Origin of the sequence: Shewanella sp. UCD-KL12 (genome assembly GCF_001957125.1) — a bacterium.
GTDB lineage: Bacteria > Pseudomonadota > Gammaproteobacteria > Enterobacterales > Shewanellaceae > Shewanella.
The window spans coordinates 197,212-222,799 of sequence record NZ_MPHJ01000008.1; the positions used below are offsets into that span (position 1 = coordinate 197,212).

A 25,588-nucleotide genomic window follows, 5' to 3' on the forward strand; every position below is an offset into this window, starting at 1 on the left:
TTTTTATGAAGTTTAAACAGATGAGTTTTAACCTAAACCTTGAGTGGCTGATGACATTTGAATAAGTTCAATTTTATAACCATCTGGATCTTCAACAAAAGCTATCTCTGTTGAGCCGCCTGCAACTGGGCCTGGTGCTCTAATAACTTTACCGCCCGCTAGCTCAATAGCCTTACATCTTGCGTAGATATCCTCTTCACCTATGGCTAAATGGCCGAAGGCATCACCTAAATCATAGCTGTCTGTATCCCAATTATGGGTTAGCTCTATCACTGAACTCCCCGTTGACTCCTCACTGAAACCTACAAAGGCAAGTGTATAACGGTACTGTTCATTTTCAGATTGTCGTAGCAGCTTCATACCCATGACTTGGGTATAGAAATGAATACTAGCGTCTAAATTGCTAACTCGTAGCATGGTATGGAGTAGTTGAGACATTGACACCTCGAGAGAATTAATTAGATTTATGAGCTGGATTATACCCAATAGCAATCACTATAAGAAAGTAACGACTTGAATTTATATCGTCTTGGATGGGTATTACCAATTCCATTAAATTGATGATCAATTCAGAGCACTCTCAGGGCTTTGAATTCAAGGCGCATCGTTGAGGAAATGGTTATTCCCTTTTGAGACGATGCAACACAGAAGGAGAAGTCCTGAGAGGCTTACGTAGTATGGGGTTTAAACCGCTTTATGCAGCTTAAGTGATTTTCGATATTGAATAACTATTAGCTTCAATTCACTTACTTGCCTACAGCAGTTTAAATTCCCGCTGAATGATCCCTTACTTAATGGAACTGGTATAAAACTGGGGCTAATGCATGAAGGGGCTGCGCGCGTCTAATCTGGGTAAAATATTCTGGTTCAAGTTCACGTTTTTGTTTCGTGCCGATTAACTTCTATTTGAATTATCATGATAATGCGCTAGGGGAAAGATTATTAATCATATTTGGAGAAGTATATGAGTACAGAATTAAAGTTTGCACTTGGTCTTACTGCCGTTGTAGCCTCGTTTTTATCAATCTTTTTCATTTCTATGTACTAAGTGATATATCCTGCGTAATGCTGTGCACTACGATTTATGTGGGTCAGCATCATGAGTTCCAATAAAAAAAGCCGCTTAGCGGCTTTTTTTATTGGTATTATTTAAAGACAATCGCGTCACTAATCAGGGTAGACTTTATCTTTAAACTCACATAACTCTTCGATTAGACAGCTGCCACATCGAGGCTTTCTTGCTAAGCAGGTATAACGGCCTTGTAAAATAAACCAGTGATGAACATCAACTTTAAACTCAGCTGGGACCACTTTAAGCATTTTCTGCTCAACAAGATCAACATTTTTACCCATTGCGAATTTGGTTCTATTAGCAACCCTAAAGATATGGGTATCAACAGCGATTGTTGGCCAACCAAATGCGGTATTTAACACTACATTTGCTGTTTTTCTGCCAACTCCAGGTAAAGACTCTAATGCTTCACGATTCTCAGGGACCTCTCCATCGTACTTTTCAAGGAGGATCTTACAGGCTTTAATGACATTAATGGCTTTATTGTTGTAAAGGCCAATTGTTTTTATATAGCCTTTAAGCCCATCAACACCTAGGTCATAGATAGCTTTGGCGGTATTAGCAACAGGAAACAGTTTATCCGTAGCCTTATTAACGCTGACATCAGTGGCCTGAGCAGAAAGTGTGACTGCAACAAGCAACTCAAAGGGACTAGAGAAGTTGAGTTCAGTCTCTGGCTTTGGGTTATTAGCCCTTAATATCTCTAAAATTTGTTGACGCTTAGCTTTATTCATTGAGTATTCTTATTCTTAGCTTACTTTGGTTATTCTTGCTCGTGTAACCACAGGCTCTTGTTGTTGCTGGGGAGCTGAGTCTGCTACCTTTTTATCGATCACATTCTTAAGTGCGATTAAAAAGCCCATAGCGATAAATGCACCCGGGGGTAACATCGCCAACAAAAAACTGGTCTCTAATTGCCAAAGATGGACAGTTAAGCCTGCTGCCCAATCACCTAGAAGTAGGTCGGCACCATCGAATAAGGTACCCTGACCTAAAACTTCTCTAGTTGCGCCTAATACAGCCAACACAGCTAAAAAACCTAGTCCCATCATCAAGCCATCGAATGCCGCTTTTACCACAGAGTTACGTGACGCAAAAGCTTCTGCACGGCCGATAATGACACAGTTGGTGACAATTAATGGCAGAAAGATGCCCAGTGATAAGTACAAGCCGTAAGCATAAGCATTGATGAGGAGTTGAACGCTAGTCACAAGCGCTGCGATTATCATCACAAAAATGGGGATACGTATCTCTTTAGGCACATAATTCTTAATGAGTGATACTAGAACATTTGAACCGACCAATACAATGAGTGTCGCAAGCCCAAGGCCTAGCGCATTGGTTAAGGTCGCTGTGACCGCCAAAAGGGGACAGAGTCCAAGTAACTGTACTAGCCCTGGGTTATTCTTCCATAGGCCTTGTATGGCTATTTGTTGGTACTCTCCGGGTACTGTAGGAGCTAATGTTGTATTAGCCATATCACTTTCTTGATCTTCAACTGTATTCATTGGTAGTCAACTTCGCAGTTCGCTGGACGTTGTAATAATGTTTGCTGGTTTTGATTGAAGTAAATCAATGCGTTCTTTATTGCTTTCACATAAGCTCTAGGAGTGATTGTAGCACCTGTAAATTGGTCAAACTCACCACCATCTTTTTTTACACTCCAGCGCTTATCATCCTCTGATATAAGTGACTTATGATTGAAACCTAGCACCCAGTCACTTTTTCTTAAATCTATTTTATCACCTAACCCTGGTGTTTCTGCATGGGAAAGTGTTCTTACACCGAGTACTTGCCCGTTGACATCGATACCGATAATTAACTTGATATTACCGTTGTAACCATCAGGTGCTATCGTTTCCATCGCTATGGCGACAGGTACTGACTGGTTAGTCGCAATATAAGCGGGAAGGGGCGTATCGACACCCAGTGCCTCTTCGTCATGGATCAAAATACAATATTGAGTCAGTTCATTATCATGTAGGCTGTCAGGAATTAATTGGTGCAGAACACGCTTTAATTCTAGCTGTTGTTGTTCGTTAATTTTATCAATTGTTTGATGATTGACTACGGCAACAAAGGCGGTACATATTAGCGCAAACAACGCGAGTAACAGTCCGTTTTTTAACATCGACTTTTTCATATGTGCTCTCTTAGCCTCTTGACCTATGGCCGTAGGCTCTAGGTTTCATATAATGATCGATAAATGGGGCACATAGGTTAGCCAGTAAAATAGCAAAAGCATAAGCATCGGGGTAGCCGCCATAGGTTCGTATCACATAGACGAGTACACCAATCAAAGCACCAAATACTAGACGGCCTCTGACGCTCGTTGCGGCTGTGACAGGATCTGTAGCGATAAAAAATGCGGCGAGCATAGTGGCACCTGAAAAGAGGTGCATCAACGGCCCCGCGTGGGTATCAGGGTTTAGTAAAAAGCCAACACTGGCACAGACAAAGAGGGAAGCGAGTATTGCGGTACTGATATGCCAACGAATAAGCTTGAGCTTTATCATCACGAGTCCACCCGCAAGATAAGCAAGGTTTATCCAGAACCAGCCAACACCGAAACCATCACTAAATACAGGCTTTGCTAGACTTTCATGACTGGTTAGGCCCATAGCAAGGTCGGTTTTTAATGTATCAAGTGGGGTTGCCATTGTCATGCTATCAACAATGGCTGATGACGCGCCTATAAAAATCATCTGTAAACTAGATAAAAATTCTACAGGTTGGCTTAACAAAGCGCTTGGCGTGGCCCAACTTGTCATCTGTACTGGAAATGAGATAAGTAGCATGACATAGGCAGCCATAGCTGGGTTAAATATGTTGTGCCCCAGCCCACCGTAGAGGTGCTTAACAATGACAATAGCGAATAGGGTGCCAAGTACCGTTAACCACCATGGGGCAAGAGAAGGGATGGCTATACCAATAAATAGCGCAGTTAACAGGGCACTATTATCTTTGAGCGTGGCAATTACAGGTCTTTTTCTCAGGCGTAGAACAGCAGCTTCACTGGCTAATGCAACACTGATTGCGATCAGTATTTGTATGATTGTCCCCCAACCGAAGAAATAACATTGCACCGCAACGCCAGGAAGTGCGCAAAGTAATACACGTTGCATTAACGTGCTTGTTTTAAAATGGCGGCTCAAATGAGGCGAAGAGGCTATCTTAAATGCCATCATTAATCCTTGTTGTTTTCATTAGTTTTAGTGAGAGAGCGTGATGCTTTTCGTGCTTTCGCCTTAGCGACCGCTGCGGCAATCTTAGCTTTTCTATCATCAAGCTCATCTGTGCCAACTTCATTAATGGTCAGAGTATCAGCTTGGTTGGTTTCAGGCTTGTCTGTAGCCTCATTAGTGGCGCTCGAACCATCTTTTACTGCCGCTTTCTTAGCTTTTGCTTTAGCGACCGCCGCGGCAATTTTAGCTTTCTTATCATCAAGCTTATCAGTGCCAATCTTATTAATGGTCAGAGTATCTGCTTGGTCAGTTTGAGGTTTGTCTGTAGCCTCATCAGTGGTGCTAGAACCATCTTTAGACGCAGCCTTCTTGGCTTTCGCCTTAGCCACCGCTGCAGCAATTTTTGCCTTCTTATCATCAAGCTCATCACTGCCAAGCTCATTAGCTTGATTGGTTTTAGGCTTGTCTGTAGTCTCATCAGTGGGGCTCAAACCATCTTTTTTCGCTGCTTTCTTGGCTTTCGCCTTAGCCACTGCTGCAGCAATCTTAGCCTTCTTATCATCAAGCTCATCACTGCCAAGCTCATTAGCTTGGTTGGTTTTAGGTTTGTCTGTAGCCTCATCAGCAGGGCTCAAACCATCTTTGGCCGCTGCTTTCTTAGCTTTTGCTCTTGCCACAGCTGCAGCAATCTTAGCCTTTTTATCACCAAGTTCGTCACTGCCAAGCTCATTCGCTTGGTTGGTTTCAGGCTTGTCTGTAGCTTCATCTGTGGGGCTCAAACCATCTTTGGCCGTTGCTTTCTTGGCTTTCGCTCTAGCCACTGCTGCAGCAATCTTAGCCTTCTTATCATCAAGTTCGTCAATGCCAAGCTCATTAGCTTGGTTAGTTTTAGGCTTGTCTGCAGCCTCATCAGCCGGGCTCGAACCATCTTTGGCTGCGGCTTTCTTGGCTTTCGCTCTAGCTACTGCGGCTGCAACTTTACTACTTCTTTCAGAATCTGTGACTGTCGAATTTGCTTCACTTTCCTCACTGGATGCCTTCGCCGCTTTCTTTGCTTTAGCGCGTGCAACTGCTGCTGAGATCTCTTTTCCTTTTGGCTTTGATGACTCTGCTCCTGAATTGGCGCTAGCCTCTTTTTTAGCCTTGATCCTCGCCATTGCCATAGCAACCGCGTCTTTATCGGTTGAGGTCATGGTCGATTTACGTCTTGCAGCAGCTTCTTTTTGCTTTTCTTCGCGAGCACGTTTTTCATCTTCAAGACGTTGAGTTCGTAGCTCAAACCTTTGTTTGGCAAGCTCTGCTTGTTTTTTCTCTTCTGTTTCAGTCTTAATCGCAGCTTTTGCAATTCTATAATATTCGACCAAAGGAATTTCACTGGGACACACATAGGTACAGCAACCACATTCAATGCAGTCTGCTAAGTTAAAGCTCGAAGCTTTATCATATTCTTGCGCTTTTGAGTGCCAAAATAACTGTTGAGGTAGCAGTTGGGCTGGGCACACTTGTGCGCACTCACCACAACGCACGCAGGGCATTTCTGCCTGCGGGGGCGCTAATTCGCTATTGGCGGGAAGCAGAACGCAGTTTGAGCCTTTTAATGTTGGCGCATTATCATTGTGTAATGCATATCCCATCATAGGGCCACCTATAATGACTTTGTCATTTTCATTGCCAGAAAAGTCTGCCTGAGTCAGCAAATGAGATATAGGGGTTCCGATAGGCAGCCAGTAGTTACCAGGCTTATTGGTATTTTCACCGGTAATGGTGACAACACGCTCAATTAGTGGGTAACCTTGTAAGACGGCCTCGTTAATGGCATAAGCTGTGGCAATATTTTGTACTAAAATACCCAGTTGGGCTGGAATCGCGCCAGAAGGCACCTCTTGTCCAGTTAAGATTTGAATTAACTGCTTTTCACCGCCCGACGGGTAGAGAGTTGGTAAGCAAGTAATGCGTACACCTGCTTGAGGCAAACTGCTTCGACTTAACGCGTGCTGCATGATCTCAATGGCTTCAGGCTTGTTATCTTCAATTGCGATGATAAGGCGCTTAGGCTTCAATAACCTATGTATGATAGCAATCCCGTTGAGGAGCTCATCGCTATTTTCACGCATGAGCATATCATCAGCAGTAATATAGGGTTCACATTCAATAGCGTTGATAATCACCAACTCAATATCACTTGCTGGGTTCAATTTGATATGAGTGGGAAATGCAGCGCCTCCAAGCCCGGCAATACCTGCTTGCTGAATCTTATTGAGGATCTGTTTATCTGTTAACTGTAAAACATCTTCTGCACTGAGTTTAGGATGTATCTCAGCACATGGCGTGTCTAAGCCATCGGGGGTAATAACACAACTTAAAACGTCAAGCCCAGAGGCATGATTACTTGGCCTTGCTTCGATAGCTGATATATAGCCTGAGGTCGGTGCGTGCACTGGGAGATGCGCAAAGTGCGTGCCTGCGGTTAGTACTGTGCCTTTAGCAACGTAATCACCTTGCTTTACAACAAGCACTGAAGACTCACCGACTTGAGTGAGAGGGATGACATACTCTTGGGCAAGTGGAAAGCGCCCAATTGCCTGTCTATTAGAGAGTGATTTACGCTCCGGAGGGTGAATCCCGCCTATTGAACGCCAAAGTGTCCCTTTATCAATCTGTTCAAATAAAGTTAGCACTTGTGGTCCTCATCTAGCATTTTTACTGGGATGGCATGTAACTTCCAATCCCAATTTTTCATATTTTGACTCACTGGTATCATATCAATGCAGTCGACAGGGCAGGGCTCGACACATAGATCGCAACCAGTACAGTAGTCGGTAATAACGGTATGCATCAACTTGCCTGTGCCCAGAATGGCATCAACAGGGCAGGCCTGAATGCACTTAGTACAACCTATGCATTCATCTTCTCTGATGTAGGCGACTTTTTTTATCTGCACCTCTTCTGTCATCGAGAGCGGTTCAGGGTCAACACCGGCCATTTCAGCAAGCTTCTCCATGGTAGCAACACCACCAGGGGGGCACTTGTTTATCTTTTCACCATTAGATATCGCTTCAGCGTATGGGCGACATCCAGGGTAGCCACACTGGCCACATTGTGTTTGAGGAAGGAGCGCTTCGAGTTGATCGACTAAAGGGTCGCCATCTACTTTGAATTTTTCTGCAGCGAAGCCAAGCACAACTCCAAATACAAGAGCAAGGAGAGTGACTAAAATTATTGCAATAAATATATCAGACATTGTTATTTTACAAGCCCCGTGAATCCCATGAAAGCGAGGGACATGAGTCCGGCAGTAATCATGGCTATTGCACCGCCTTTGAATGGTAAAGGTACATCAGCAGCTGCAAGACGTTCTCGCATTGCAGAGAATAGAATGAGCACAAGTGAAAAACCTACAGCAGCACCAAAGCCATAAATCGCAGATTGGATGAAGTTGTGTTTTTCATTGATATTAAGAAGGGCTACACCGAGCACTGCACAGTTCGTGGTGATAAGAGGCAGATAGATACCGAGTGCTCTATGTAATGATGCACTGGTTTTTTGCACCAACATCTCAGTGAACTGTACGACAACAGCGATGACTAAAATAAAGCTCATTGTTCGTAGGTAGCTAAGATCAAAAGGCAACAGCAAGTATTGATTGACGAGGTAACTCAGTACAGAGGCTAATGTCAATACAAACGTGGTCGCCATGGACATGCCAATAGCTGATTCAAGCTTGCTTGATACCCCCATGAATGGGCAAAGGCCAAGGAATTTTACTAATACAAAATTATTGACCAGTACAGTACTGACCAATAATAGGAGATACTCACTCATCTCGATTCATTTTTGGGAATAATTATTAGTGCTATTATCAGCTTTTCCTGAGCTAGAAACAACACATAGAATACAAGGTTTTAATTAATTTATAGATAATGCTAAAAATCGTTTATTTAGGATCCAATACCTGTACAGCTTGAGGTTGAGAGATGTAATAACCTTGTAGACCATCAATCAACATTTTTTCAAGTGCCAGTTTCTCTTCTTGCCTTTCAACTGAAGTGGCTATCACTCGAATGGCTAATCTTCTAGATATGTCGACAATCATCTTGATAAAAAACATATTATTTGTGTCTTTTTCAATGCCATCAGTATAGCTACCATCAAGTTTGATGAAGTCTGGTCTCACTTCTCTGAAGAATTTAAACGAGGTAAAGCCCATGCCGAAGTGCTCAACAGAGACTCTAGCCCCTACACTATGCATAACTTGTACAAACTTATAACTCGCAGCTAGATTTGATTGCATGCCAGCTTCGTTGGTCTCAAAAACCAGTCGCGAGGCGATATGTCGCTTTTTAACTAACTGATCTTTTAGCCATGCAACAAAGGATTCCTGCATGATAGAAGAGGAGCTAATGTTTATCCCGTACGCGCCTTCAAGAGATGGGGTATCCATTAATATTTTTAATGTGTTTAAGACAATCAACTTATCAAGCTCTAAAATCATGCCATGTCTTTCAGCCATAGCTATGACCGTGGTTGTTGGTAAAAACTTGCCATCTTTATTATAGAATCGCGAAAAGAGCTCTTTATAAACTTTGACTTCAGTGCGACAGGGTTGAATAGGTTGCTGATAAAATTTGATAGCGCGTCGCCTAATGAGATCTTCAATAGCAAGTTTCCAGCGAGTATCACCATAAACTTCATCACCATTAAGCTTGTCTTGCATGTGAAAGCAATTTGGACCGAGGGTTTGAGCAATACTCACAGCGGTATCGCTAAGTGTAAGTAAACTGACTGGGTCGCTGTCCTGATGGTAAGGCACTAGGCCGATATGGGCAATGGACTCACTTTTTAACGTCTGCTGATACTCATCAAATAGCGATTTTAATGATTCCAGAAATGGTACACCGTCTTTTAAAACAAGATTAGGGATAAAGATGGCGAAGTCAGCTGTTGAAATTCGATAACATTGAGAATTAGGGTATTTAGATACAGCTTTACGAATACAGTTTGCAATTTTAGCTAAATAATCATCCCCTGCAGAGCGTCCATGTGTTTGGTTTATCTGACCAAGCTCTGTGGCTTTAACCATTGCCAGTAAGCCAATCTCCTCTTTACTGAGGTTAGAGAAACTCTCTAGCTTTTGAGTGAATCGAACTCTAGTGTCAAAACCAGTAATGGTGTCTTGAAAAGCGACTTTTTGTAGCTTTTCATTTTCTTTGATTGCTTCATCTGAGCTAAATTTTAGCTCTACCTTACATTTTTCGAGCGCATTTTTGATCGGGGTTAATTCGCTGCAAAGTTTAGAGGCTGCAAGTGCATCATAAGAGTGGTTGGTTAGACTCTCAATATAGGAGGCGGCATAGGCGATAGATTTTTTAAACCTAAGCATAATAAGAGTAAATAGCACAACAATGAGTAGATAAGTAAGCCAGATAACGGCTAATGTTTTTTCGAAAGTCAGTAAAGTTTCACCAATAATATCATCAGTGCTTAGCCGTACTTGTAAACGACCTTGGTTTAAATTACGTGTATCAGGGAGTTCAACCGGAAAGACTTGGGCTAAAGGGTTTGTGTATTGGGGAAACAGCTCACCTTCAGTCAGGTTATAGCTACTGTCATTTTCGTGGATATATTGAAAGAACTGGAACGAAAAGTGTTTTTCTAAAGAGGAAAGTAAATTCATGCCATCAGTCGCTTCAAATTGAGTATTCGAAATGAGCGCTTGATAGCTTAAAAGTCTCTGTTGAGCTTTAGCATTGAGTGATGATTTGCTTTCCACATAAGAAAGCGAAGTTAAGCTGAAAAAAATCACAATCAAAAGGAGGTGAAAAAGTCGAGATAAGCTCATAAGCGTTCCGTTCGCTAGGATAGAATACATCTATTATTCTAGTAAATTCTGAACGTTATTCTAAACTTAATTGATGATAAATAGAAAGTGATACTTAGAGGTGAAGCAGAAGTGGTAAGTATATAAATAAAATTATGGCTCCCCAGACTGGACTCGAACCAGTGACATACGGATTAACAGTCCGCCGTTCTACCAACTGAACTACAGGGGAATCGATAAATTATTTACTTGCTAAATTGGCTCCCCAGACTGGACTCGAACCAGTGACATACGGATTAACAGTCCGCCGTTCTACCAACTGAACTACAGGGGAATCGATTTAGTTTAACTCAGATTATGTGATAAAAATATGGCTCCCCAGACTGGACTCGAACCAGTGACATACGGATTAACAGTCCGCCGTTCTACCAACTGAACTACAGGGGAATCGATATATTTTTATTACTATGTAAGTGAAGTGGCTCCCCAGACTGGACTCGAACCAGTGACATACGGATTAACAGTCCGCCGTTCTACCAACTGAACTACAGGGGAATCGTTTCACTCATCATATTATCTTATAAAAGTTGGCTCCCCAGACTGGACTCGAACCAGTGACATACGGATTAACAGTCCGCCGTTCTACCAACTGAACTACAGGGGAATACTTTTATTCAGATAACAATCTGATTTTGTTTTCAATTCTTAACAACTTTGGCTCCCCAGACTGGACTCGAACCAGTGACATACGGATTAACAGTCCGCCGTTCTACCAACTGAACTACAGGGGAATCGTTTAAGTTGCTCGTCGTTGAAGACGGAGCGCATATTAAATCGGTCTTGAGGATGAGTCAACTCGAGGAAGAAAAAAAAGTGTAATTATGCTGTTAAGTGCTCATCTAATGTTCGTCCTGACGCAGAAACACACATTTTGGTCTATTGGTGAGCAAAAATGCTAACGACTTTATACTCAGTAAGTTAGTCAATATTGCATAATGATGAAATTCTGCTCGATTATTGGATTCTAAGCCTTCAACTCACCTTGTTTATCGATATTTTTAACGTTTATGGCTCCTTAAGCGGTTTTACTTACTCTTTCTATCTATCTTTCTATCAAATTTCTTTACGCCTTGTTTGCTGTTGGTATGAACTCACTCTCAGGTGTAAAGTTGTTTGCCTAATAGAAACGTTAGCTTTCACCAAGGCTCGATTAATTAAAAAATATCGTTTGCTTTCATGTGTGGGTTTTCATTGAATGCTGTGTGGATCCAGTGTGGCAATGGGTGAAGGCTTTCATATGTTGTAAAATTACATCTCAGGGCATGGAGACAGGCTATTTGTATAACCTTGTTAAAAGCCCCATGTTGTAAGGGCTTGCAAGAGTTATCCACTAAATCTGTGGATAAACCTGTGGGTTAACATTAAAAATGTGTTTCTAACCCCGATGGAACGGGGGTTGAACTTAAAATCACCAATTATCTAGCTCTTAAATTAACCCCAGCAAAAACAGCAAGATAATAAAAGCAAGAAGTTATTTCAAGCTTACAATTAGTGTATATCTAAATGTAACTGAGATTATGTCCACTCTTGTGTATTAGTCCGCTATATTTGCTGGCTTTGCGGCGAGTTTTTCGTCGAATCGACGTGATATCTTGATTGTTCGAAAATTTCATAAATTTATCATTGAAAGTTCATCATTATCAGCTAAAGCAGTTTAATTGGGTGAAGTAAGGCCAGAAACTGTTAATGCTGATTGCGGCATATCCATAAGGTAATCATTTCACTCTTCAGTGATTACACCTGCCTATGAATTGGTTTAATACCAATCTGCATAAGCAAGTGTTCTACTCAGCGCTATTTTTGGCAAACTAATTCGAGGCGAATAATTGATGCAATGGTACTCCCTTGTGAAGTTATTCAACGAAGAAGTAGGCAGCCAAAAAAGCGCCTGAAAGGCGAGTTTTAGCAAGTCTGGTGCGGTGTTAACGAGCTTAAACGTAGAATAACTATGCTCTTCACTTGTTGCAAAGAACATGGATGTTCTGAATGTCGTTAATGCAGGAGCAATTAATGACCTTTCCCAGACGCGCTAAATTCTCGCTGAGTGGTCACATCTTTATGCAGATTGGTATAATATAGCTGCTGCTTATAAAAGGAACGCGTCTGTGACTGAATCAACATTTACCTTAAAATCCCACTATTCGCCCGCTGGCGATCAACCTAAGGCAATCGCAAAGCTTGTCGATGGTCTTGAATCTGGTTTAGCTTCTCAGACATTATTAGGCGTCACGGGGTCGGGTAAAACCTTTACCATAGCGAACGTGATTAAGCAGATGGCCAGACCGACGATAATCATGGCCCCTAATAAAACCTTAGCCGCTCAATTGTATGGTGAGATGAAAGAGTTCTTTCCCAATAATGCTGTTGAGTACTTCGTCTCCTATTATGACTACTACCAGCCTGAAGCTTATGTGCCTTCAACTAATACCTTTATTGAAAAAGATGCGTCTGTTAATGCTCACATAGAACAGATGCGCTTATCGGCAACAAAGGCACTGCTTGAAAGAAATGATGTTGTTTTGATTGCATCGGTATCGGCAATCTATGGTCTTGGCGATCCTGACTCTTACATGAAAATGTTGCTGCACCTTAGGCAGGGCGATTTTATGGGACAAAGAGACATCTTATTACGTTTGAGTGAACTGCAATATTCACGGAATGATATTGAGTTGGATAGAGGTACCTTTCGCGTGCGAGGCGAGGTTATCGATATATTTCCTGCAGATTCTGATAGGGATGCCATTCGTGTCGAGCTGTTTGATGGTGAAATAGAAAGGTTAAGTTTATTTGACCCATTAACAGGCCATATTGTTAAGCGAATAGCTCGCATCACTGTGTACCCTAAAAGCCACTATGTCACACCAAGAGAAAAGATACTTGCAGCTACAGAAGAGATTAAAGAGGAGTTGCGAGTTAGAAAGCAGCAACTACTCGATAATAATAAACTCATTGAGGCGCAACGGATCACTGAGCGAGTTCAATATGATCTTGAGATGATGGTTGAACTGGGTTATTGCTCCGGGATCGAAAACTATTCACGTTACTTATCAGGCAGAGCAACAGGCGAGGGACCACCTACCTTGCTCGATTACTTACCAGCCGACGGTTTACTCATTATCGATGAATCACACGTTACAGTGCCTCAGATAGGTGCTATGTATAAAGGTGATAGGTCAAGGAAGTCTAATCTAGTTGAATATGGCTTCAGATTACCTTCGGCATTGGATAACAGGCCACTGAAATTTGAAGAATTTGAAAACCTGATGCCCCAGGCTATCTTCGTATCGGCAACACCTAGCCAATACGAAATAGACAAGTCTGACGGTGAGATTGCTGAACAAGTTGTACGACCAACTGGCTTACTCGACCCAGAGCTAGAAGTCAGGCCAGTCGGGATACAAGTAGATGATCTGCTTTCAGAAATACGTAAAAGAATAGCCGTGAATGAAAGGGTATTGGTGACTACGTTAACTAAGCGTATGTCTGAAGATCTCAGCGAGTACTTAGATGATCATGGCATCAAAGTAAGGTATCTGCATTCTGATATCGATACCGTAGAGCGAGTCGAAATTATCAGGGATCTCCGATTAGGGGTTTTTGATGTGTTGGTGGGGATCAACTTACTCAGAGAGGGGCTTGATATGCCAGAAGTCTCACTAGTGTGTATTTTAGATGCAGACAAAGAAGGCTTTTTACGCTCTGAGCGTTCGTTAATCCAAACGATAGGCCGAGCAGCAAGAAATGTGAACGGTAAGGTGATTTTGTATGCTGATCGCATTACAGACTCTATGGCTAAGGCTATGGGGGAGACTGAAAGGCGTAGAAAGCTACAGCATCAATATAACCTCGATAACGGTATCGTACCAAAAGGCGTCGTTAAGAAAATCACCGATGTGATGGATGTTGGCGAGAGAGAGACGACGATCACTAGTGGTACGAAAACACTTAATGTTGCTGAAAATACAGCAAAATATAACTTAAACGATATGGCGAGCCTCAGCCATCAAATCGACGCGTTAGAGAAGCAGATGCACGAACATGCTAAAAACTTAGAGTTTGAGCAGGCTGCAGCCATGAGAGATCAAGTCATGAAATTAAGGGAAGCATTGATTAAAGCTTAATATCTATCGGTTCACGTTGAAAATGCAATTTACCGCTAACCTTTATGCTAGCGCTAAATTGACCTTATTTCGTAAGACTATTTGAACGTTGAGCTTTGGCGCTTGAGCTATTTAACTTGCTTAATTATTCGTTTTACTAAGAAAACAACAATAAATAGTACTATCGCAGAAATGACACCAATAAGGTGGGCTTCAGTGGCAACCCTTGCATTTATCATATCTGTTATCTGCTGTCCGGCCCCAAAGACCTGCTCATAGATGACTTTCAGTATTACGCCTGTCAGCAGTAAGTAGCCCGTTTTATAGCCCAGTAAAATATCTTTGATAGCACCGTAAGTAAACAGACCGTGTAACATGCCACTAAGTCCAACATAGCCGAGTAAACTGGGAACGAATAGATATAAACTCACACCTTGAAGTAAGCAAAATATTAAAAACAAGACTGAGAGTTGTAGTAGCCGGTAGTGCATATGGTGCAAGAGTAGAATGACCCAAAGCCCAGCTAAATTCATCGCTAAGTGCCATGCATTCGTGTGTAGCAGATTACCAGTTACTACTCGCCAATACTCTCCGTCAGCTATCTCGACTCGTCTATAGGCGAGAAAAGCTTCAGCGTTCATGAAGTAAAGTAAGATGCAAACTAACGTGATTGCTAAAGCAAACAAATAGCTGCTATTTCTACCGCTTAAGTTTACATCTGGTGTTTTACTCGACAAGGTTAAGCCTTCATTTTGCTATGGAGATCGGCTTGAACTTTATCTTTATTATTGAGGTAGTCATCTAAACCACCTTGTCTTAATAAACAGGCTGGACAGGTTTTACAGCCTGTACCAACAATACCGTTGTAACAGGTTAACGTTTCATCTCTGACTAATGCTAACTGCTCGTATTTATCTGCTAAAGCCCAAGTTTCAGCCTTGTTGAGCCACATTAGCGGGGTGACTAATTCAAGTTGTCTGTCCATACCTTGCACAAGCGCATTATTCATCGCTTTAACAAAGTCGTTGCGACAATCTGGATAACCTGAGTAATCGGTTTCACAAACGCCAGTGATCACAGTATCTGCGCCTAATTGATAGGCGTAAATTCCTGCTAAAGTTAGGAATAGTATGTTTCGACCGGGAACAAATGTATTAGGCAGGCCGTTTTCCATCAGATCGTTGGACACTTCGATTGAGTCACGCGTTAAGGCTGAAATGGCAAGCTCATTGAGCATAGTGACATCTAATACTTTGTGACTGACTAAGCCTAAACGCTTGCCAAGTTGCTCAGCAACTTCTATCTCCTCACGATGGCGCTGACCATAATCGAACGTGATCCCATGAACTTCATCATATTGTTCAAGTGCTTGAATTAAACAGGTTGTTGAGTCCTGTCCGCCACTGAAAACTACCACTGCTTTTGACATATAGATCACTAAGATATTTAAATAAAAGCTATTTTAACTGACAGGCTGCCACTTGTATAATATCAATTGTATGAAGTCGGTTGATTCAATAGCTCGTTAGTGAAGTATCGGTTTGCGATTAACCGTTTTGATTAATAGCTTGCGAACAGCAAAAAAATACACTATAAAAGCCGCCCATTGTTTAGAGGTTAGCCATGAAATACCCAGTTAATGAAGTTTTTGAGACCATCCAGGGAGAAGGTTACTTTACCGGCGTTCCAGCTATATTCCTTAGACTTCAAGGTTGTCCTGTAGGATGCTCATGGTGTGATACTAAGCATACGTGGGAGTTATTAGACGAAAACAAAGTTGCCCCTGAACTTGTTATTCAAGTAGATGGTGAAATTGGAAGATGGTCCAATATCTCGCCACAATCATTGCTTAACTATATAGAAGAAAAAGGATTTACTGCTAAGCACTTAGTCATCACAGGTGGCGAGCCGTGTATGTATGATCTCCAGCCATTGACTCAACACTTTAATGAAGCTGGCTTTAGTACCCAGATTGAAACCAGCGGCACCTTTGAGGTCATATGCTCACAGAGCACTTGGGTTACTGTGTCGCCAAAAGTGGACATGAAAGCGGGCATGTTGGTGTTACCACAATCTATTCAGAGAGCTAATGAGATAAAACACCCTGTGAGTATGACGAAACATATTGAGCAATTAGATGAGCTTTTAAATGGCATTGACCTTGTGGATAAGACTATTTGTCTGCAACCAATTAGTCAGAAACCAAGGGCGACGGAGCTCGCAATGAAAGTCTGTATTGAGCGCAACTGGCGATTATCGATTCAGACTCATAAGTATCTAAATATCGATTAACAGATCATTGATGTCATTCCCCTGTAAGCTTCTATTACACACTTTTTATTTCGCACTAAGGCGTACAGGGGATAATACCAAAGGGGATGACTAAGCTATCTATTAAAGCAATTGACCTGTCTGGCTGAGGTTTTCAAGACTTTTTTGGTACGCTTGAAGGTCACCAATATTTGAATCTATCCACTCGTTGTTGTAGTAGGTATCAAGGTAACGCTCACCTGAATCACATAATAGGGTTACAAGTGAGCCCTTTCTTCCCTCAGCATGCATTTTTGATGCAAGCATTAACACGCCGTAAAGATTCGTCCCTGTTGATGGACCTGCTTTTCTACCAATCAACTGCTCTAACCAATACATGGTTGCAATAGAGGCTGTATCGTCGATCTTCTCCATATGATCAATCACACCTGGTATAAAGGAAGGTTCAGCTCTTGGTCTGCCAATTCCCTCTATCTTACTGCCCTTCGTTGAGGTTATCTTGCTATCACCTTGGGTAAAGTAATCAAAGAAAACAGAGTTCTCTGGGTCGACGACACAGAGCTGAGTTTCAAGTTGTTGATAGCGTATATAGCGACCAATAGTCGCAGAGGTTCCACCAGTACCAGGACTCATCACTATCCATTGGGGAATAGGGTGTGGCTCCTTTGCCATCTGTTCAAAAATGGAATTAGCAATATTGTTATTACCGCGCCAGTCAGTAGCACGCTCTGCATAGGTAAATTGATCCATATAGTGACCATCTAACTCTGTGGCGAGCCGTTCAGATTCCGCATAGATCTCACTAGAGTGATCAACAAAGTGGCATCGACCACCATAAAACTCAATTTGTTGAACTTTCTTTTTGGCTGTAGAACGCGGCATAACAGCAATAAAAGGTAAGCCTAATAAACGGGCAAAGTAGGCTTCGGATACGGCGGTGCTCCCTGAAGAGGATTCAATGACACTCGTTCTCTCATTAATCCAGCCGTTACAGAGTGCATAAAGAAATAGAGAGCGGGCTAATCGATGTTTAAGACTGCCGGTAGGGTGAGTGCTCTCATCTTTAAGATAGATATCTATCCCTGCAAGTGATGGAATATCCAGTTTAATGAGGTGAGTATCTGCACTTCGCTGATAATCCGCTTCAATAATCGCAATAGCTTGATTTACCCATGAATTCTTCATTTTGCCTCTAAGGTGTTTCTCTAATTAATTAGATGATAGCTAAATTGAATTAGTCGTGGAAGCAAGTGCGAGAATATCTTTGGAAAAAAGGGGATTGATTAAACTATTTTAATTAAGATGGGGAGTCTAACTTTGATGGTGAAGTACGATGTATAAGTATGCAGTGAAACAAAAAAGCGGGGAGATGAGTCTACGTTAAATAAGAAAGTGGTGGAGGGAGAAGGATTCGAACCTTCGAAGGCTGAGCCGTCAGATTTACAGTCTGATCCCTTTGGCCACTCGGGAACCCCTCCACATTTTTCTTTACTCATATTTTATAAATTAATATCAAATATGTTTTACACATTTTAAAACTTAAAACTTAAAACTTAATACAAAAAGATGGTGGAGGGAGAAGGATTCGAACCTTCGAAGGCTGAGCCGTCAGATTTACAGTCTGATCCCTTTGGCCACTCGGGAACCCCTCCACATTGTCTCTTCATACTCACAGTCATAAATTAATATGAACTATCTTTTACAGATTGGTTTTACAACTTTTTAAAACTCTTACACATTAAACAGAAATGGTGGAGGGAGAAGGATTCGAACCTTCGAAGGCTGAGCCGTCAGATTTACAGTCTGATCCCTTTGGCCACTCGGGAACCCCTCCGGATATTTCTATTTTCTATCTAAGTGCAAATGGTGGAGGGAGAAGGATTCGAACCTTCGAAGGCTGAGCCGTCAGATTTACAGTCTGATCCCTTTGGCCACTCGGGAACCCCTCCTCAATTGCGGCGGCAATAGTAGTCACAAACTCTGTCAGTGTAAAGCCCCTATTTGAAAAAAAAGCTAAAGTATTACTTTAAGCGGTCGATTAACTATCAACGAGTTGATTTATTGATGTTTTTTTATGCGACCTGGTTCAATCTTAATAAATGAGTCACAATTAGGCTCACGGCTTAATCACGCTGTAGATAGTGAGCGCAGAGGGGAGTTTGCACTTCTCTTATCCTTACTCTCGACAGATGCCCGTGATATGGCTCAGTTCCAACTTGAAAAAGGTCAGCTAGATGAAGACAGTCAATTACGTGCAAAGTTTGAGCTTCCAAAAGCTGAGACGTTAATCAATGATCTTTCTAGAGAGAGTAATCCAGTCAATCATAGTGAGTCTTTTAGACATGGTGGGGTAAAAGCGTTTCAGCTGCAGCAAGCACTGTCCCCTGAAGCATTAGTCGTCAGGGGGACTGAGTCTGCTCAAATGCAAAAAGTGTTAACAAACTGCGATCTTATTACCCGAGAAAGATATCAATCAGCAAAAGCCCTAAATTCAACGAATAAAGATAGCATTCATCTGTCAGATGTTCATTTTGTTGACCTTTTATCTAAGCAAAGGCAGATGGGAAAGCTCATCGCATCCTGTTAACTTAATGTTTCATATGCTGCACCAATGGTGTGTAAAAACGAAATGGCCTTATATTTCATGCTATTTATTGGCATTTTTATTACTAAGTTTGAGTTAGGTAGCATTGCATTCATACAGTTAGCGTATAATGCACACTTCAAAACCCTGTAAGAGATAAAGAATCATGAAAAAAATTCAGAGCGCACAATCAAACTTAGTCAATGATACCTGTAATGATTGTGGTAGCTATGCTGATATTGGCGCTGTGATCGATGAGCACGACACTCAACTGATTATCACTTTTCAAGGTGAACAAGCTCAGTCTGAATCAGCAATGTTAGCCAAAAAAGCACAAGAACGATTTGAGCAGGTCGCTATCACTACCAGCAAAGATGACAAGGGCGTGACGTTACAGATTGATTTCAGTTTCAGTGCGGAAAAAATGATTTTTCAATTAGAAAACTCAATTTAATTATGAGTCTGTGTTGTTTATTGGTGATAGCTTCGTGTAGTGTAGGTTGAAAAATAATTAAAATAATAACTTTAAAATAAAGCTGCTAACAGTTAACTAGCTAGTTGGAAGCGTTGAGTAAGTGATTTCACTTACTGTTTAGGGACATTTGTGAAGAAGCGTGAGTATCAATACTTATTAGAGTCTATTGTTAACTCGAAAGAGAAACAAGATGGCAATTTTCAGAGTACAGCTGAGTTGGCTACAGAGTTACTGTGCCAACAGCTTGCTGTCTGTTATGTCGGCGTTAGTGTTATCTCTTGTGACGACAATACGCTGAATATCGCCGCGGATTATGGCCCTTCAAACGTGCTCGTCAAACAGCGCCCACTCCCTTCACAATGTCCAAATTATATCTGTGAGCTGAGAAACAAGCGTCTTATCGATGCTAGTGATGTTACCCATGACGACAGGGTCGAGGAGTTAAGAGAGGTTTACTTTACTCCTAAGCAGATCCTATCCAGTTTAGATGTTGCTATCAGAATTAATGGTCACCTTGAGGGAGTCCTCTATTTAGAGAGAACCTCAAACATACCTTGGACTGATAGCGAGATTCACCTCGCAACCCATGTTGCCGATCAATTAGCGCTCACGTTAGCTACCCGAAATGCTTATGAGAAAGATGAAAGGTTAACCTTACTATTAAGTGCCGATGAGCAATCTGAACAAGTCAGCATGCTCATCAATTTGAAAACAGATTTAGTTGAGTATGTTAATCAGGCCCATGAATCTATTTCTGGTACGGCTAAACAGCACATCATTGGTCAATCATTTAAGCAACTAGATTTCGTAAAACAACACCCAGAGGAAGCGATAGAAGCGCTAACTCAAGTTGCTAATGGTAGCGTTGCAAAAGGTGAGAATGAAATTACTCGAGCTGATGGAAGAACATATTGGCTACGATATTCGGTAAAACAGTTTATTACCGAGCGGGGTAACCATTATGCAATGGTTAAAGCGGACGATATCTCTGATGAAAAGCAGTATCAAGCTAAATTAGAACGTCTCGCTTGGCGCTGCGGACTTACTGGACTTTATAATCGAAGTTATTTCACAAAAGAGCTAGAGCTTTGTAAAACGGGTCATCTTGTGTTGGTCGATATTCGCGGTTTTAAGCGTTTTAATGATACTTACGGGCATGAAAATGGTGATGTTTTACTGATTGAAATAGCGCGAAGGTTAAAGCATTTTTCCAATATCAATCGCACCGAACAGCTTGCACGTGTTGGCAGTGATGAGTTTGCTATTATTTTACAACTACAAAGCCACGCCGATATTGAGTACATTACCACTCGACTTTATAGTCAACTCACCGCACCAATCATTATAGGCCGCGAAAAAATTAAGCCAAAACCTGCTTTATCGATTGTAGATATATCTACTGTCGAAGAAAACTTTATACCCCTAGCTTGCGCAGATATTGCTATTCAATATGCAAAGAAAAAGCAGGGTGACGCTATCCAAGTGTTCAATAATGCTTTACTAAACACCTTTAAAGAGGATGCTCAGATTGAGCGCGATCTACAAACGGCACTAAGAGGCCGTGAATTTGAACTTTATTATCAGCCATTGAGAGATCTTAAGAAGAAATCTTATATTGGGGCTGAAGCATTGATCCGTTGGCATCACCCTAAAAAAGGCGTGCTGTATCCTGGCGCGTTTATCGATATAGCAGAGCAGACCGGGATCATTAATGCGATAGGTACTTGGGTATTGGAAGCTGCATGTAGACAATTGAACTTGTGGCAGCACCATAGGTTAGATATTTCAATGCATGTCAACGTTTCGGCGAGGCAGTTTTTTAGTGGGAACCTGTTTGATCAGGTGTGGAGCCTTATCTCTAGATATCGTATTAAACCTGGTACGCTTATTTTAGAGATAACAGAAACTGAATTGATGGAAGATATTGAATATGCAACAAAGCTTTGTACTGAGCTTTCAGAGTTAGGTGTTGGTTTAGCCATTGATGACTTTGGTACTGGGTATAGCTCGATGAGATACCTAAAGCAGTTTCCAATCAGTAAGCTGAAAATAGACCGCTCCTTTATTTCAGATCTCACCGTGAGCCGTGAAAGTCGTGAGATAGTCAGTGCGATTATTGCAATGGCATCGGCGCTCAATATTTCACTCACAGCCGAAGGGGTTGAAACCCAAGAGCAAGAAGCGTTTCTTTCTGATCATCGTTGCGATCAAGCCCAAGGGTTTTTATATAGTCCCGCTTTAAGAGAGTCTGACTTTAGTCAGTTTCTTGTAAAATCGTCGAATGAATTAATACACTAATTTTATATATGTAGTTCTTGTTTACCTTGAGCAACACTGCTTAAATTTTTTCCCACTACCGCAAACACACACTTGGTTTCGCTTAGGCAGGTCAGCTTCAAACTGCTCGCCTTGAGTATACAGCCATGAGCCATCGACAAAAATAAACTCTGAACGCTCATGAATAGCATCTATGCCATCTTCTGTTCTATACCAAGCTTGAAACTCTACTTGCCCTGCTGGGCTAGTCATCGAGCTTGAAATGATCTGCAGTGATAACCAGTCTGGCTCTCCCCCTTGAGAAAGATCAGAAGCCGTCATACCGTTTAGGTAGCTTGGATGGTGTGTCAAAATGAGGTAGTCGTAATCTTGATAAACGAAAGCGCTATACCTACTTCTCATCAGCGCTTCAGGTGTTTGGGCTTTATGTTCACCTTGGTGAAGTTTACCGCAACAAGTTAAATATGGCAGGGGCTTACTATTTTCTTGTTTTCCACAGGGGCAAGGTGCTGATTGATTAATTGTCATTATTTGCTGATATGAGAGGGGAGAATTGTCGGCCATAATACAGGTTGGGAGAGGGCTTTGCATTGTAATAAAATGGGGGTTCTGAACGATTGTTGGTATCGACGGTTAATTGCCATTTTCCTTCACTGTTTTTCTTAGAAACAGTGACAAATTTTCCAGCAAACTCACTAACGGGTTCTTCTGTATCAACGGGGGGATGAAAACGAATTAAGAAATAGCCAACATCGGTTGCATTGTTCGCTTCCATTTGTCTATCGATAACTCTAAAATCGACCTCAATTCTCGCTTCTTTATGTCTAATCTTACCAAAAAACTTTTTATATAGAGCAATGATATTGTCACGACCCATAGTGATCTCTTTACTCTGTGTTTCTGGTATATAGCAGGCATCTTCAGCATACACTTTTTCAACCAGATCGGCGTCTAAGTGTTCAAACGCTTGGGTAAACTGGGTATAGAATTGATTTATTGCAGCATTATCTTCCTGCACGGCAGCCGCAGGCTGTATCATGCAAAGTGTAATAAACGCAAAGAGTGCAATGTTTTTTATCAAGGTCATTGAGTATTTCAAAATCAACTATTACTACAGACACTATAATTGATGACCTTAATGATCTAAAGTTTTAGTTCTTAACAAAGTGTGTCTACTCAAAGGGGATTTTTAATGAGTGATGATGTTTCCTCTTTTCTTGAAGAGATGGAAGGGGTTAAGCCTCTTGGCGGGCAACCTAAAGTACTGCATCAAAATAGCTATCAGCAAACTAGCGCGCAGCTTGCCAGAAATAAAGCTGCACAAGCTTCAGCCTTGTTATTAGCTATGCCTGTTGATCCAGCGTTAATCTCACCTGTTGCACCTGACGAAGAGCTTAGCTTTTGTAAGGAGGGTGTTCAGGGCGCTGTTTTTAGAAAGTTAAGCTCAGGTCAGTATCAGGCTAAGAGTGAACTTAATCTCACTGGACTTAATGTAAAGCAAGCTAGGGAGGCTGTTTTTCTGTTTGTACAAGCATGTATAGAGAAAGGCGATCGTAGTGCGCTGATCATCCACGGTAAAGGCTATAAGAGTAAGCCTTACCCTGCTGTTATAAAATCGTTTGTGGCACACTGGTTATCAAATACTGAAGGCGTGCTCGCGTTTCACAGCGCCAAGCGTGATCATGGTGGAACAGGGGCTTTATACCTAATGCTAGTCAAATCAAAACAAAAGAAAATTGAAAACAGTGAAATAAACAGGAAGGGTTCGGGAACGCGGTAATTGTTACAACAATCTTAGCCACAAAAAAGCGCTAGAGACTTTCTAGCGCTTGTTAGTACAACTCAATAGAATTTTAGTTTATATCGTCGATTCTACAGATTGATCCTACTTGCCACTACCAGCCACACTGACGGTTGGCTTCGCTGTTTTGCTCGTTTAACCAAGTTTGCAAGGGGGCGAAGTAATCTAATACGGCAGTAGCATCCATTTCAGGACTCCCGGTCACAACTTCTAACGCTTCTGGCCACGGACGGCTTTGCCCCATTTCCAACATGGTATTTAGCTTACTGCCAGCCGCTTCATTACCATATATGCTGCATCTATGGACTGGCCCTTTATCTCCTGCAATATCACACAGAGATTTATGGAACTGAAACTGCAAAATGTGTGCTAAGAAATAGCGAGTATATGGTACGTTTCCTGGTACATGGTATTTAGCGCCTGGATCAAAATAATCCTCACCTCGCTCAATTGGTGCTTTAACACCTTGGTATTTCTCTCTAAGGTCCCACCAAGCTTGGTTATATTGCTCAGGGGTTATTTCGCCGCTAAACACTTTCCAGCGCCATTGATCTATCATGAGCCCAAAAGGCATAAAGGCCACTTTGTCGAGGGCCTGTTTTAGTAGCAATCCGATATCTTTAGACGCGTCAGGGACCTCATCAAGCAAGCCTATCTGTTTAAGGTAGCTTGGGGTGATAGAGAGGGCAATCGTGTCACCAATCGCTTCATGGAAACCATCATTTGCACTGTTTTTAAAGATGAAAGGTTGATTCTTATAAGCTCTTTGATAGTAATTATGTCCAAGCTCGTGGTGTATAACAGTAAAGTCTTCAGCCGTTTTTTGAATACACATCTTGATGCGAATATCATCGAGATTATCGAGATCCCAAGCAGAGGCATGACATACTACATCACGATCTTCAGGTTGAACGAATAACGAGCGTTGCCAAAATGTATCAGGTAGCTCTTCAAACCCCAGTGAACTAAAGAAGCTTTCTGCTTGTTTCACCATCTTGATTTCATCATAGTTATGCTTAGCAAGTAACTCAGTGACATCATAGCCAGGATCGGCATCAGCAGGTGAGACCTTGTCATAAATATTGCCCCAACTTTGCGCCCACATATTTCCTAGAAGGTGTGCAGGAATAGCGCCATTGGATGGAACAACATCTTCACCATACTCTTCGTTTAGCTCACCACGTACATAACAATGCAGTGAATCATAAAGTGGCTTAACTTGACCCCAAAGGCGATCTAGCTCTGTTGAAAACTCATCGGGTTTCATATCATATTGACTGCGCCAAAGCTCTGATAAGTTGGCATAACCAAGATCTTTTGCCCCTTCATTAGCAAGCTCCACTTCTCGCTCGAAAAGCGGACGCATTGGTTTAGCAATTTCTCGCCAGCCTTTCCAAACCTCAAGCAGTAGGGCTGGATCTTTTGATTCTCCCATAATGGCTGACAGTTCAGGCTGCGTTAGACAGCGGCCATCTTCAAAGCAGTATTTACCTTTACCATACAAGCCATTTAATTCAGAGCTTATTGCTGCTAACTCAGCATTTTTAGCGGGATCGAGAGGAGCGGGTAATACCAGCGAGCTACGGAGGATATTCAGTTTTCTCATGCTAGCTTCATCTAAAGGTAGTGAAGTATATTTAGCCGCTTGTGTGGCAAGTTTTACTGAAGTTGCTGTTTGCTTTTCTCCTACAGAAGCTGAAAGTGCTGCAGTATCATCTGTGATGAAGTTGCTATAGATCCACTCTGAGCGGTTTATCTCAATAGATAAGTCACTCAATGTTTTTTCTGATTCATCAAGAAACTGTTTTGCTYCATCTAGTTGGGATTGCTTAGTGTCAACCTGTTCAGATTGAGATGTATTACAGGCTGTTAAACCTAATGAAAATGCGATAAGCAGTGAAATTCGTGACAGCTTTGGTATGGAAGGTTTCATTAAATCAGTTCC

At 41.8% G+C, this 25,588-nt stretch carries 21 protein-coding genes and 10 tRNA genes; 6 read left to right on the forward strand and 25 right to left on the reverse strand.

Annotation, left to right across the window (positions count from 1 at the left end; genetic code table 11):
• Positions 1–27 precede the first annotated feature (27 nt).
• The 15 genes from gloA to BM736_RS15610 form a co-directional block, all read right to left on the reverse strand.
• Positions 28–438, reverse strand: a complete 411-nt coding sequence (gloA, locus tag BM736_RS15540) for a lactoylglutathione lyase (protein ID WP_076413798.1) — start codon at positions 436–438, stop codon at positions 28–30.
• Between the two features lie 729 nt (positions 439–1,167).
• Positions 1,168–1,806, reverse strand: a complete 639-nt coding sequence (gene nth, locus BM736_RS15545; RefSeq protein WP_076413799.1) for an endonuclease III — start codon at positions 1,804–1,806, stop codon at positions 1,168–1,170.
• 15 nt (positions 1,807–1,821) lie between these two features.
• The gene (locus tag BM736_RS15550) at positions 1,822–2,550 is read right to left on the reverse strand and encodes an electron transport complex subunit E (RefSeq protein ID WP_076413916.1); all 729 of its coding nucleotides are present in this window, start codon (positions 2,548–2,550) and stop codon (positions 1,822–1,824) included.
• A 26-nt stretch (positions 2,551–2,576) separates the two neighbouring features.
• Positions 2,577–3,215 carry an electron transport complex subunit RsxG gene (gene rsxG / locus BM736_RS15555; RefSeq protein WP_076413800.1) on the reverse strand — a complete coding sequence of 213 codons (639 nt, stop codon included), beginning with the start codon at positions 3,213–3,215 and terminating at the stop codon, positions 2,577–2,579.
• 10 nt (positions 3,216–3,225) lie between these two features.
• Positions 3,226–4,257 (reverse strand): electron transport complex subunit RsxD, encoded by a 1,032-nt coding sequence (gene rsxD / locus BM736_RS15560; RefSeq protein ID WP_076413801.1) that lies wholly within the window; start codon positions 4,255–4,257, stop codon positions 3,226–3,228.
• 2 nt (positions 4,258–4,259) lie between these two features.
• Positions 4,260–6,935, reverse strand: coding sequence for an electron transport complex subunit RsxC (gene rsxC, locus BM736_RS15565; RefSeq protein ID WP_076413803.1), 2,676 nt, complete (start codon positions 6,933–6,935; stop codon positions 4,260–4,262).
• Entirely contained in the window at positions 6,929–7,498 is a 570-nt protein-coding gene (rsxB, locus tag BM736_RS15570; protein WP_076413805.1) for an electron transport complex subunit RsxB, read from the reverse strand. Before rsxB ends, rsxC begins: the two co-directional genes overlap by 7 nt.
• A 2-nt stretch (positions 7,499–7,500) precedes the next feature.
• Positions 7,501–8,079: an electron transport complex subunit RsxA gene (rsxA, locus tag BM736_RS15575; protein WP_076413807.1), complete on the reverse strand. Its 579-nt coding sequence runs from the start codon at positions 8,077–8,079 to the stop codon at positions 7,501–7,503.
• A gap of 112 nt (positions 8,080–8,191) precedes the next feature.
• Positions 8,192–10,096 carry an EAL domain-containing protein gene (locus BM736_RS15580; protein ID WP_076413809.1) on the reverse strand — a complete coding sequence of 635 codons (1,905 nt, stop codon included), beginning with the start codon at positions 10,094–10,096 and terminating at the stop codon, positions 8,192–8,194.
• A gap of 135 nt (positions 10,097–10,231) precedes the next feature.
• Positions 10,232–10,307, reverse strand: a tRNA-Asn gene (locus BM736_RS15585).
• Between the two features lie 26 nt (positions 10,308–10,333).
• A tRNA-Asn gene (locus tag BM736_RS15590) sits at positions 10,334–10,409 on the reverse strand.
• Positions 10,410–10,446: 37 nt separating this feature from the next.
• Positions 10,447–10,522: transfer RNA gene (locus tag BM736_RS15595), tRNA-Asn, on the reverse strand.
• Positions 10,523–10,554: 32 nt separating this feature from the next.
• Positions 10,555–10,630: transfer RNA gene (locus BM736_RS15600), tRNA-Asn, on the reverse strand.
• Positions 10,631–10,663: 33 nt separating this feature from the next.
• Positions 10,664–10,739, reverse strand: a tRNA-Asn gene (locus BM736_RS15605).
• A gap of 51 nt (positions 10,740–10,790) precedes the next feature.
• Positions 10,791–10,866: transfer RNA gene (locus tag BM736_RS15610), tRNA-Asn, on the reverse strand.
• Between the two features lie 1,374 nt (positions 10,867–12,240).
• Between BM736_RS15610 and uvrB the strand changes: the two genes are divergently transcribed.
• Complete coding sequence (uvrB, locus tag BM736_RS15615; protein ID WP_076413811.1) at positions 12,241–14,256, forward strand: excinuclease ABC subunit UvrB; 2,016 nt, start codon at positions 12,241–12,243, stop codon at positions 14,254–14,256.
• A 107-nt stretch (positions 14,257–14,363) separates the two neighbouring features.
• Here the strand turns inward: uvrB and rrtA are convergent, their stop codons facing one another.
• A complete protein-coding gene (gene rrtA, locus BM736_RS15620) occupies positions 14,364–14,972 on the reverse strand; it encodes a rhombosortase (RefSeq protein WP_076413813.1) in 609 nt (202 codons plus the stop codon).
• Positions 14,973–14,974: 2 nt separating this feature from the next.
• Entirely contained in the window at positions 14,975–15,664 is a 690-nt protein-coding gene (gene queC / locus BM736_RS15625) for a 7-cyano-7-deazaguanine synthase QueC (protein ID WP_076413815.1), read from the reverse strand.
• 194 nt (positions 15,665–15,858) lie between these two features.
• Between queC and queE the strand changes: the two genes are divergently transcribed.
• Positions 15,859–16,527, forward strand: a complete 669-nt coding sequence (gene queE, locus BM736_RS15630; RefSeq protein ID WP_076413817.1) for a 7-carboxy-7-deazaguanine synthase QueE — start codon at positions 15,859–15,861, stop codon at positions 16,525–16,527.
• Between the two features lie 102 nt (positions 16,528–16,629).
• On the opposite strand, the gene BM736_RS15635 is transcribed toward queE, so the two are convergent.
• The 5 genes from BM736_RS15635 to BM736_RS15655 all read right to left on the reverse strand — a co-directional run bounded on the left by BM736_RS15635 (position 16,630) and on the right by BM736_RS15655 (position 18,455).
• A complete protein-coding gene (locus tag BM736_RS15635) occupies positions 16,630–17,691 on the reverse strand; it encodes a PLP-dependent cysteine synthase family protein (RefSeq protein ID WP_076413819.1) in 1,062 nt (353 codons plus the stop codon).
• 208 nt (positions 17,692–17,899) lie between these two features.
• Positions 17,900–17,984 (reverse strand) — tRNA-Tyr (locus tag BM736_RS15640).
• An 89-nt stretch (positions 17,985–18,073) separates the two neighbouring features.
• A tRNA-Tyr gene (locus BM736_RS15645) sits at positions 18,074–18,158 on the reverse strand.
• 97 nt (positions 18,159–18,255) lie between these two features.
• Positions 18,256–18,340, reverse strand: a tRNA-Tyr gene (locus BM736_RS15650).
• Between the two features lie 30 nt (positions 18,341–18,370).
• Positions 18,371–18,455: transfer RNA gene (locus BM736_RS15655), tRNA-Tyr, on the reverse strand.
• Positions 18,456–18,580: 125 nt separating this feature from the next.
• Here BM736_RS15655 and BM736_RS15660 point away from each other — a divergent pair.
• The 3 genes from BM736_RS15660 (at position 18,581) to BM736_RS15670 (ending at position 21,863) form a co-directional block, all read left to right on the forward strand.
• Positions 18,581–19,093, forward strand: a complete 513-nt coding sequence (locus BM736_RS15660) for a VC2046/SO_2500 family protein (protein WP_076413821.1) — start codon at positions 18,581–18,583, stop codon at positions 19,091–19,093.
• Positions 19,094–19,256: 163 nt separating this feature from the next.
• Positions 19,257–19,544, forward strand: a complete 288-nt coding sequence (locus BM736_RS15665) for a DUF406 family protein (protein WP_076413823.1) — start codon at positions 19,257–19,259, stop codon at positions 19,542–19,544.
• 150 nt (positions 19,545–19,694) lie between these two features.
• Positions 19,695–21,863, forward strand: a complete 2,169-nt coding sequence (locus tag BM736_RS15670) for a bifunctional diguanylate cyclase/phosphodiesterase (protein WP_076413825.1) — start codon at positions 19,695–19,697, stop codon at positions 21,861–21,863.
• A gap of 21 nt (positions 21,864–21,884) precedes the next feature.
• Here BM736_RS15670 and BM736_RS15675 read toward each other — a convergent pair whose 3' ends face one another.
• Both BM736_RS15675 and BM736_RS15680 read right to left on the reverse strand, forming a co-directional pair.
• Entirely contained in the window at positions 21,885–22,370 is a 486-nt protein-coding gene (locus BM736_RS15675; protein ID WP_076413827.1) for a YchJ family protein, read from the reverse strand.
• Positions 22,360–22,929, reverse strand: coding sequence for a nuclear transport factor 2 family protein (locus BM736_RS15680; RefSeq protein ID WP_076413829.1), 570 nt, complete (start codon positions 22,927–22,929; stop codon positions 22,360–22,362). Before BM736_RS15680 ends, BM736_RS15675 begins: the two co-directional genes overlap by 11 nt.
• A 105-nt stretch (positions 22,930–23,034) precedes the next feature.
• On the opposite strand from BM736_RS15680, the gene smrA reads away from it, so the two are divergent.
• Positions 23,035–23,622, forward strand: coding sequence for a DNA endonuclease SmrA (gene smrA, locus BM736_RS15685; RefSeq protein WP_076413832.1), 588 nt, complete (start codon positions 23,035–23,037; stop codon positions 23,620–23,622).
• A 115-nt stretch (positions 23,623–23,737) separates the two neighbouring features.
• Here the strand turns inward: smrA and BM736_RS15690 are convergent, their stop codons facing one another.
• Positions 23,738–25,576, reverse strand: a complete 1,839-nt coding sequence (locus tag BM736_RS15690) for a M2 family metallopeptidase (protein ID WP_076413834.1) — start codon at positions 25,574–25,576, stop codon at positions 23,738–23,740.
• Between the last annotated feature and the right edge of the window lie 12 nt (positions 25,577–25,588).

Excerpts from the sequence above, each read along its gene's own strand:
- gloA (WP_076413798.1), bottom strand. The coding sequence starts at position 438 with ATGTCTCAACTACTCCATACCATGCTACGAGTTAGCAATTTAGACGCT.
- nth (WP_076413799.1), bottom strand. The coding sequence starts at position 1,806 with ATGAATAAAGCTAAGCGTCAACAAATTTTAGAGATATTAAGGGCTAAT.
- BM736_RS15550 (WP_076413916.1), bottom strand. The coding sequence starts at position 2,550 with ATGGCTAATACAACATTAGCTCCTACAGTACCCGGAGAGTACCAACAA.
- rsxG (WP_076413800.1), bottom strand. The coding sequence starts at position 3,215 with ATGAAAAAGTCGATGTTAAAAAACGGACTGTTACTCGCGTTGTTTGCG.
- rsxD (WP_076413801.1), bottom strand. The coding sequence starts at position 4,257 with ATGGCATTTAAGATAGCCTCTTCGCCTCATTTGAGCCGCCATTTTAAA.
- rsxB (WP_076413805.1), bottom strand. The coding sequence starts at position 7,498 with ATGTCTGATATATTTATTGCAATAATTTTAGTCACTCTCCTTGCTCTT.
- rsxA (WP_076413807.1), bottom strand. The coding sequence starts at position 8,079 with ATGAGTGAGTATCTCCTATTATTGGTCAGTACTGTACTGGTCAATAAT.
- BM736_RS15580 (WP_076413809.1), bottom strand. The coding sequence starts at position 10,096 with ATGAGCTTATCTCGACTTTTTCACCTCCTTTTGATTGTGATTTTTTTC.
- queC (WP_076413815.1), bottom strand. The coding sequence starts at position 15,664 with ATGTCAAAAGCAGTGGTAGTTTTCAGTGGCGGACAGGACTCAACAACC.
- queE (WP_076413817.1), top strand. The coding sequence starts at position 15,859 with ATGAAATACCCAGTTAATGAAGTTTTTGAGACCATCCAGGGAGAAGGT.
- BM736_RS15635 (WP_076413819.1), bottom strand. The coding sequence starts at position 17,691 with ATGAAGAATTCATGGGTAAATCAAGCTATTGCGATTATTGAAGCGGAT.
- BM736_RS15660 (WP_076413821.1), top strand. The coding sequence starts at position 18,581 with ATGCGACCTGGTTCAATCTTAATAAATGAGTCACAATTAGGCTCACGG.
- BM736_RS15665 (WP_076413823.1), top strand. The coding sequence starts at position 19,257 with ATGAAAAAAATTCAGAGCGCACAATCAAACTTAGTCAATGATACCTGT.
- BM736_RS15675 (WP_076413827.1), bottom strand. The coding sequence starts at position 22,370 with ATGACAATTAATCAATCAGCACCTTGCCCCTGTGGAAAACAAGAAAAT.
- BM736_RS15680 (WP_076413829.1), bottom strand. The coding sequence starts at position 22,929 with ATGACCTTGATAAAAAACATTGCACTCTTTGCGTTTATTACACTTTGC.
- smrA (WP_076413832.1), top strand. The coding sequence starts at position 23,035 with ATGAGTGATGATGTTTCCTCTTTTCTTGAAGAGATGGAAGGGGTTAAG.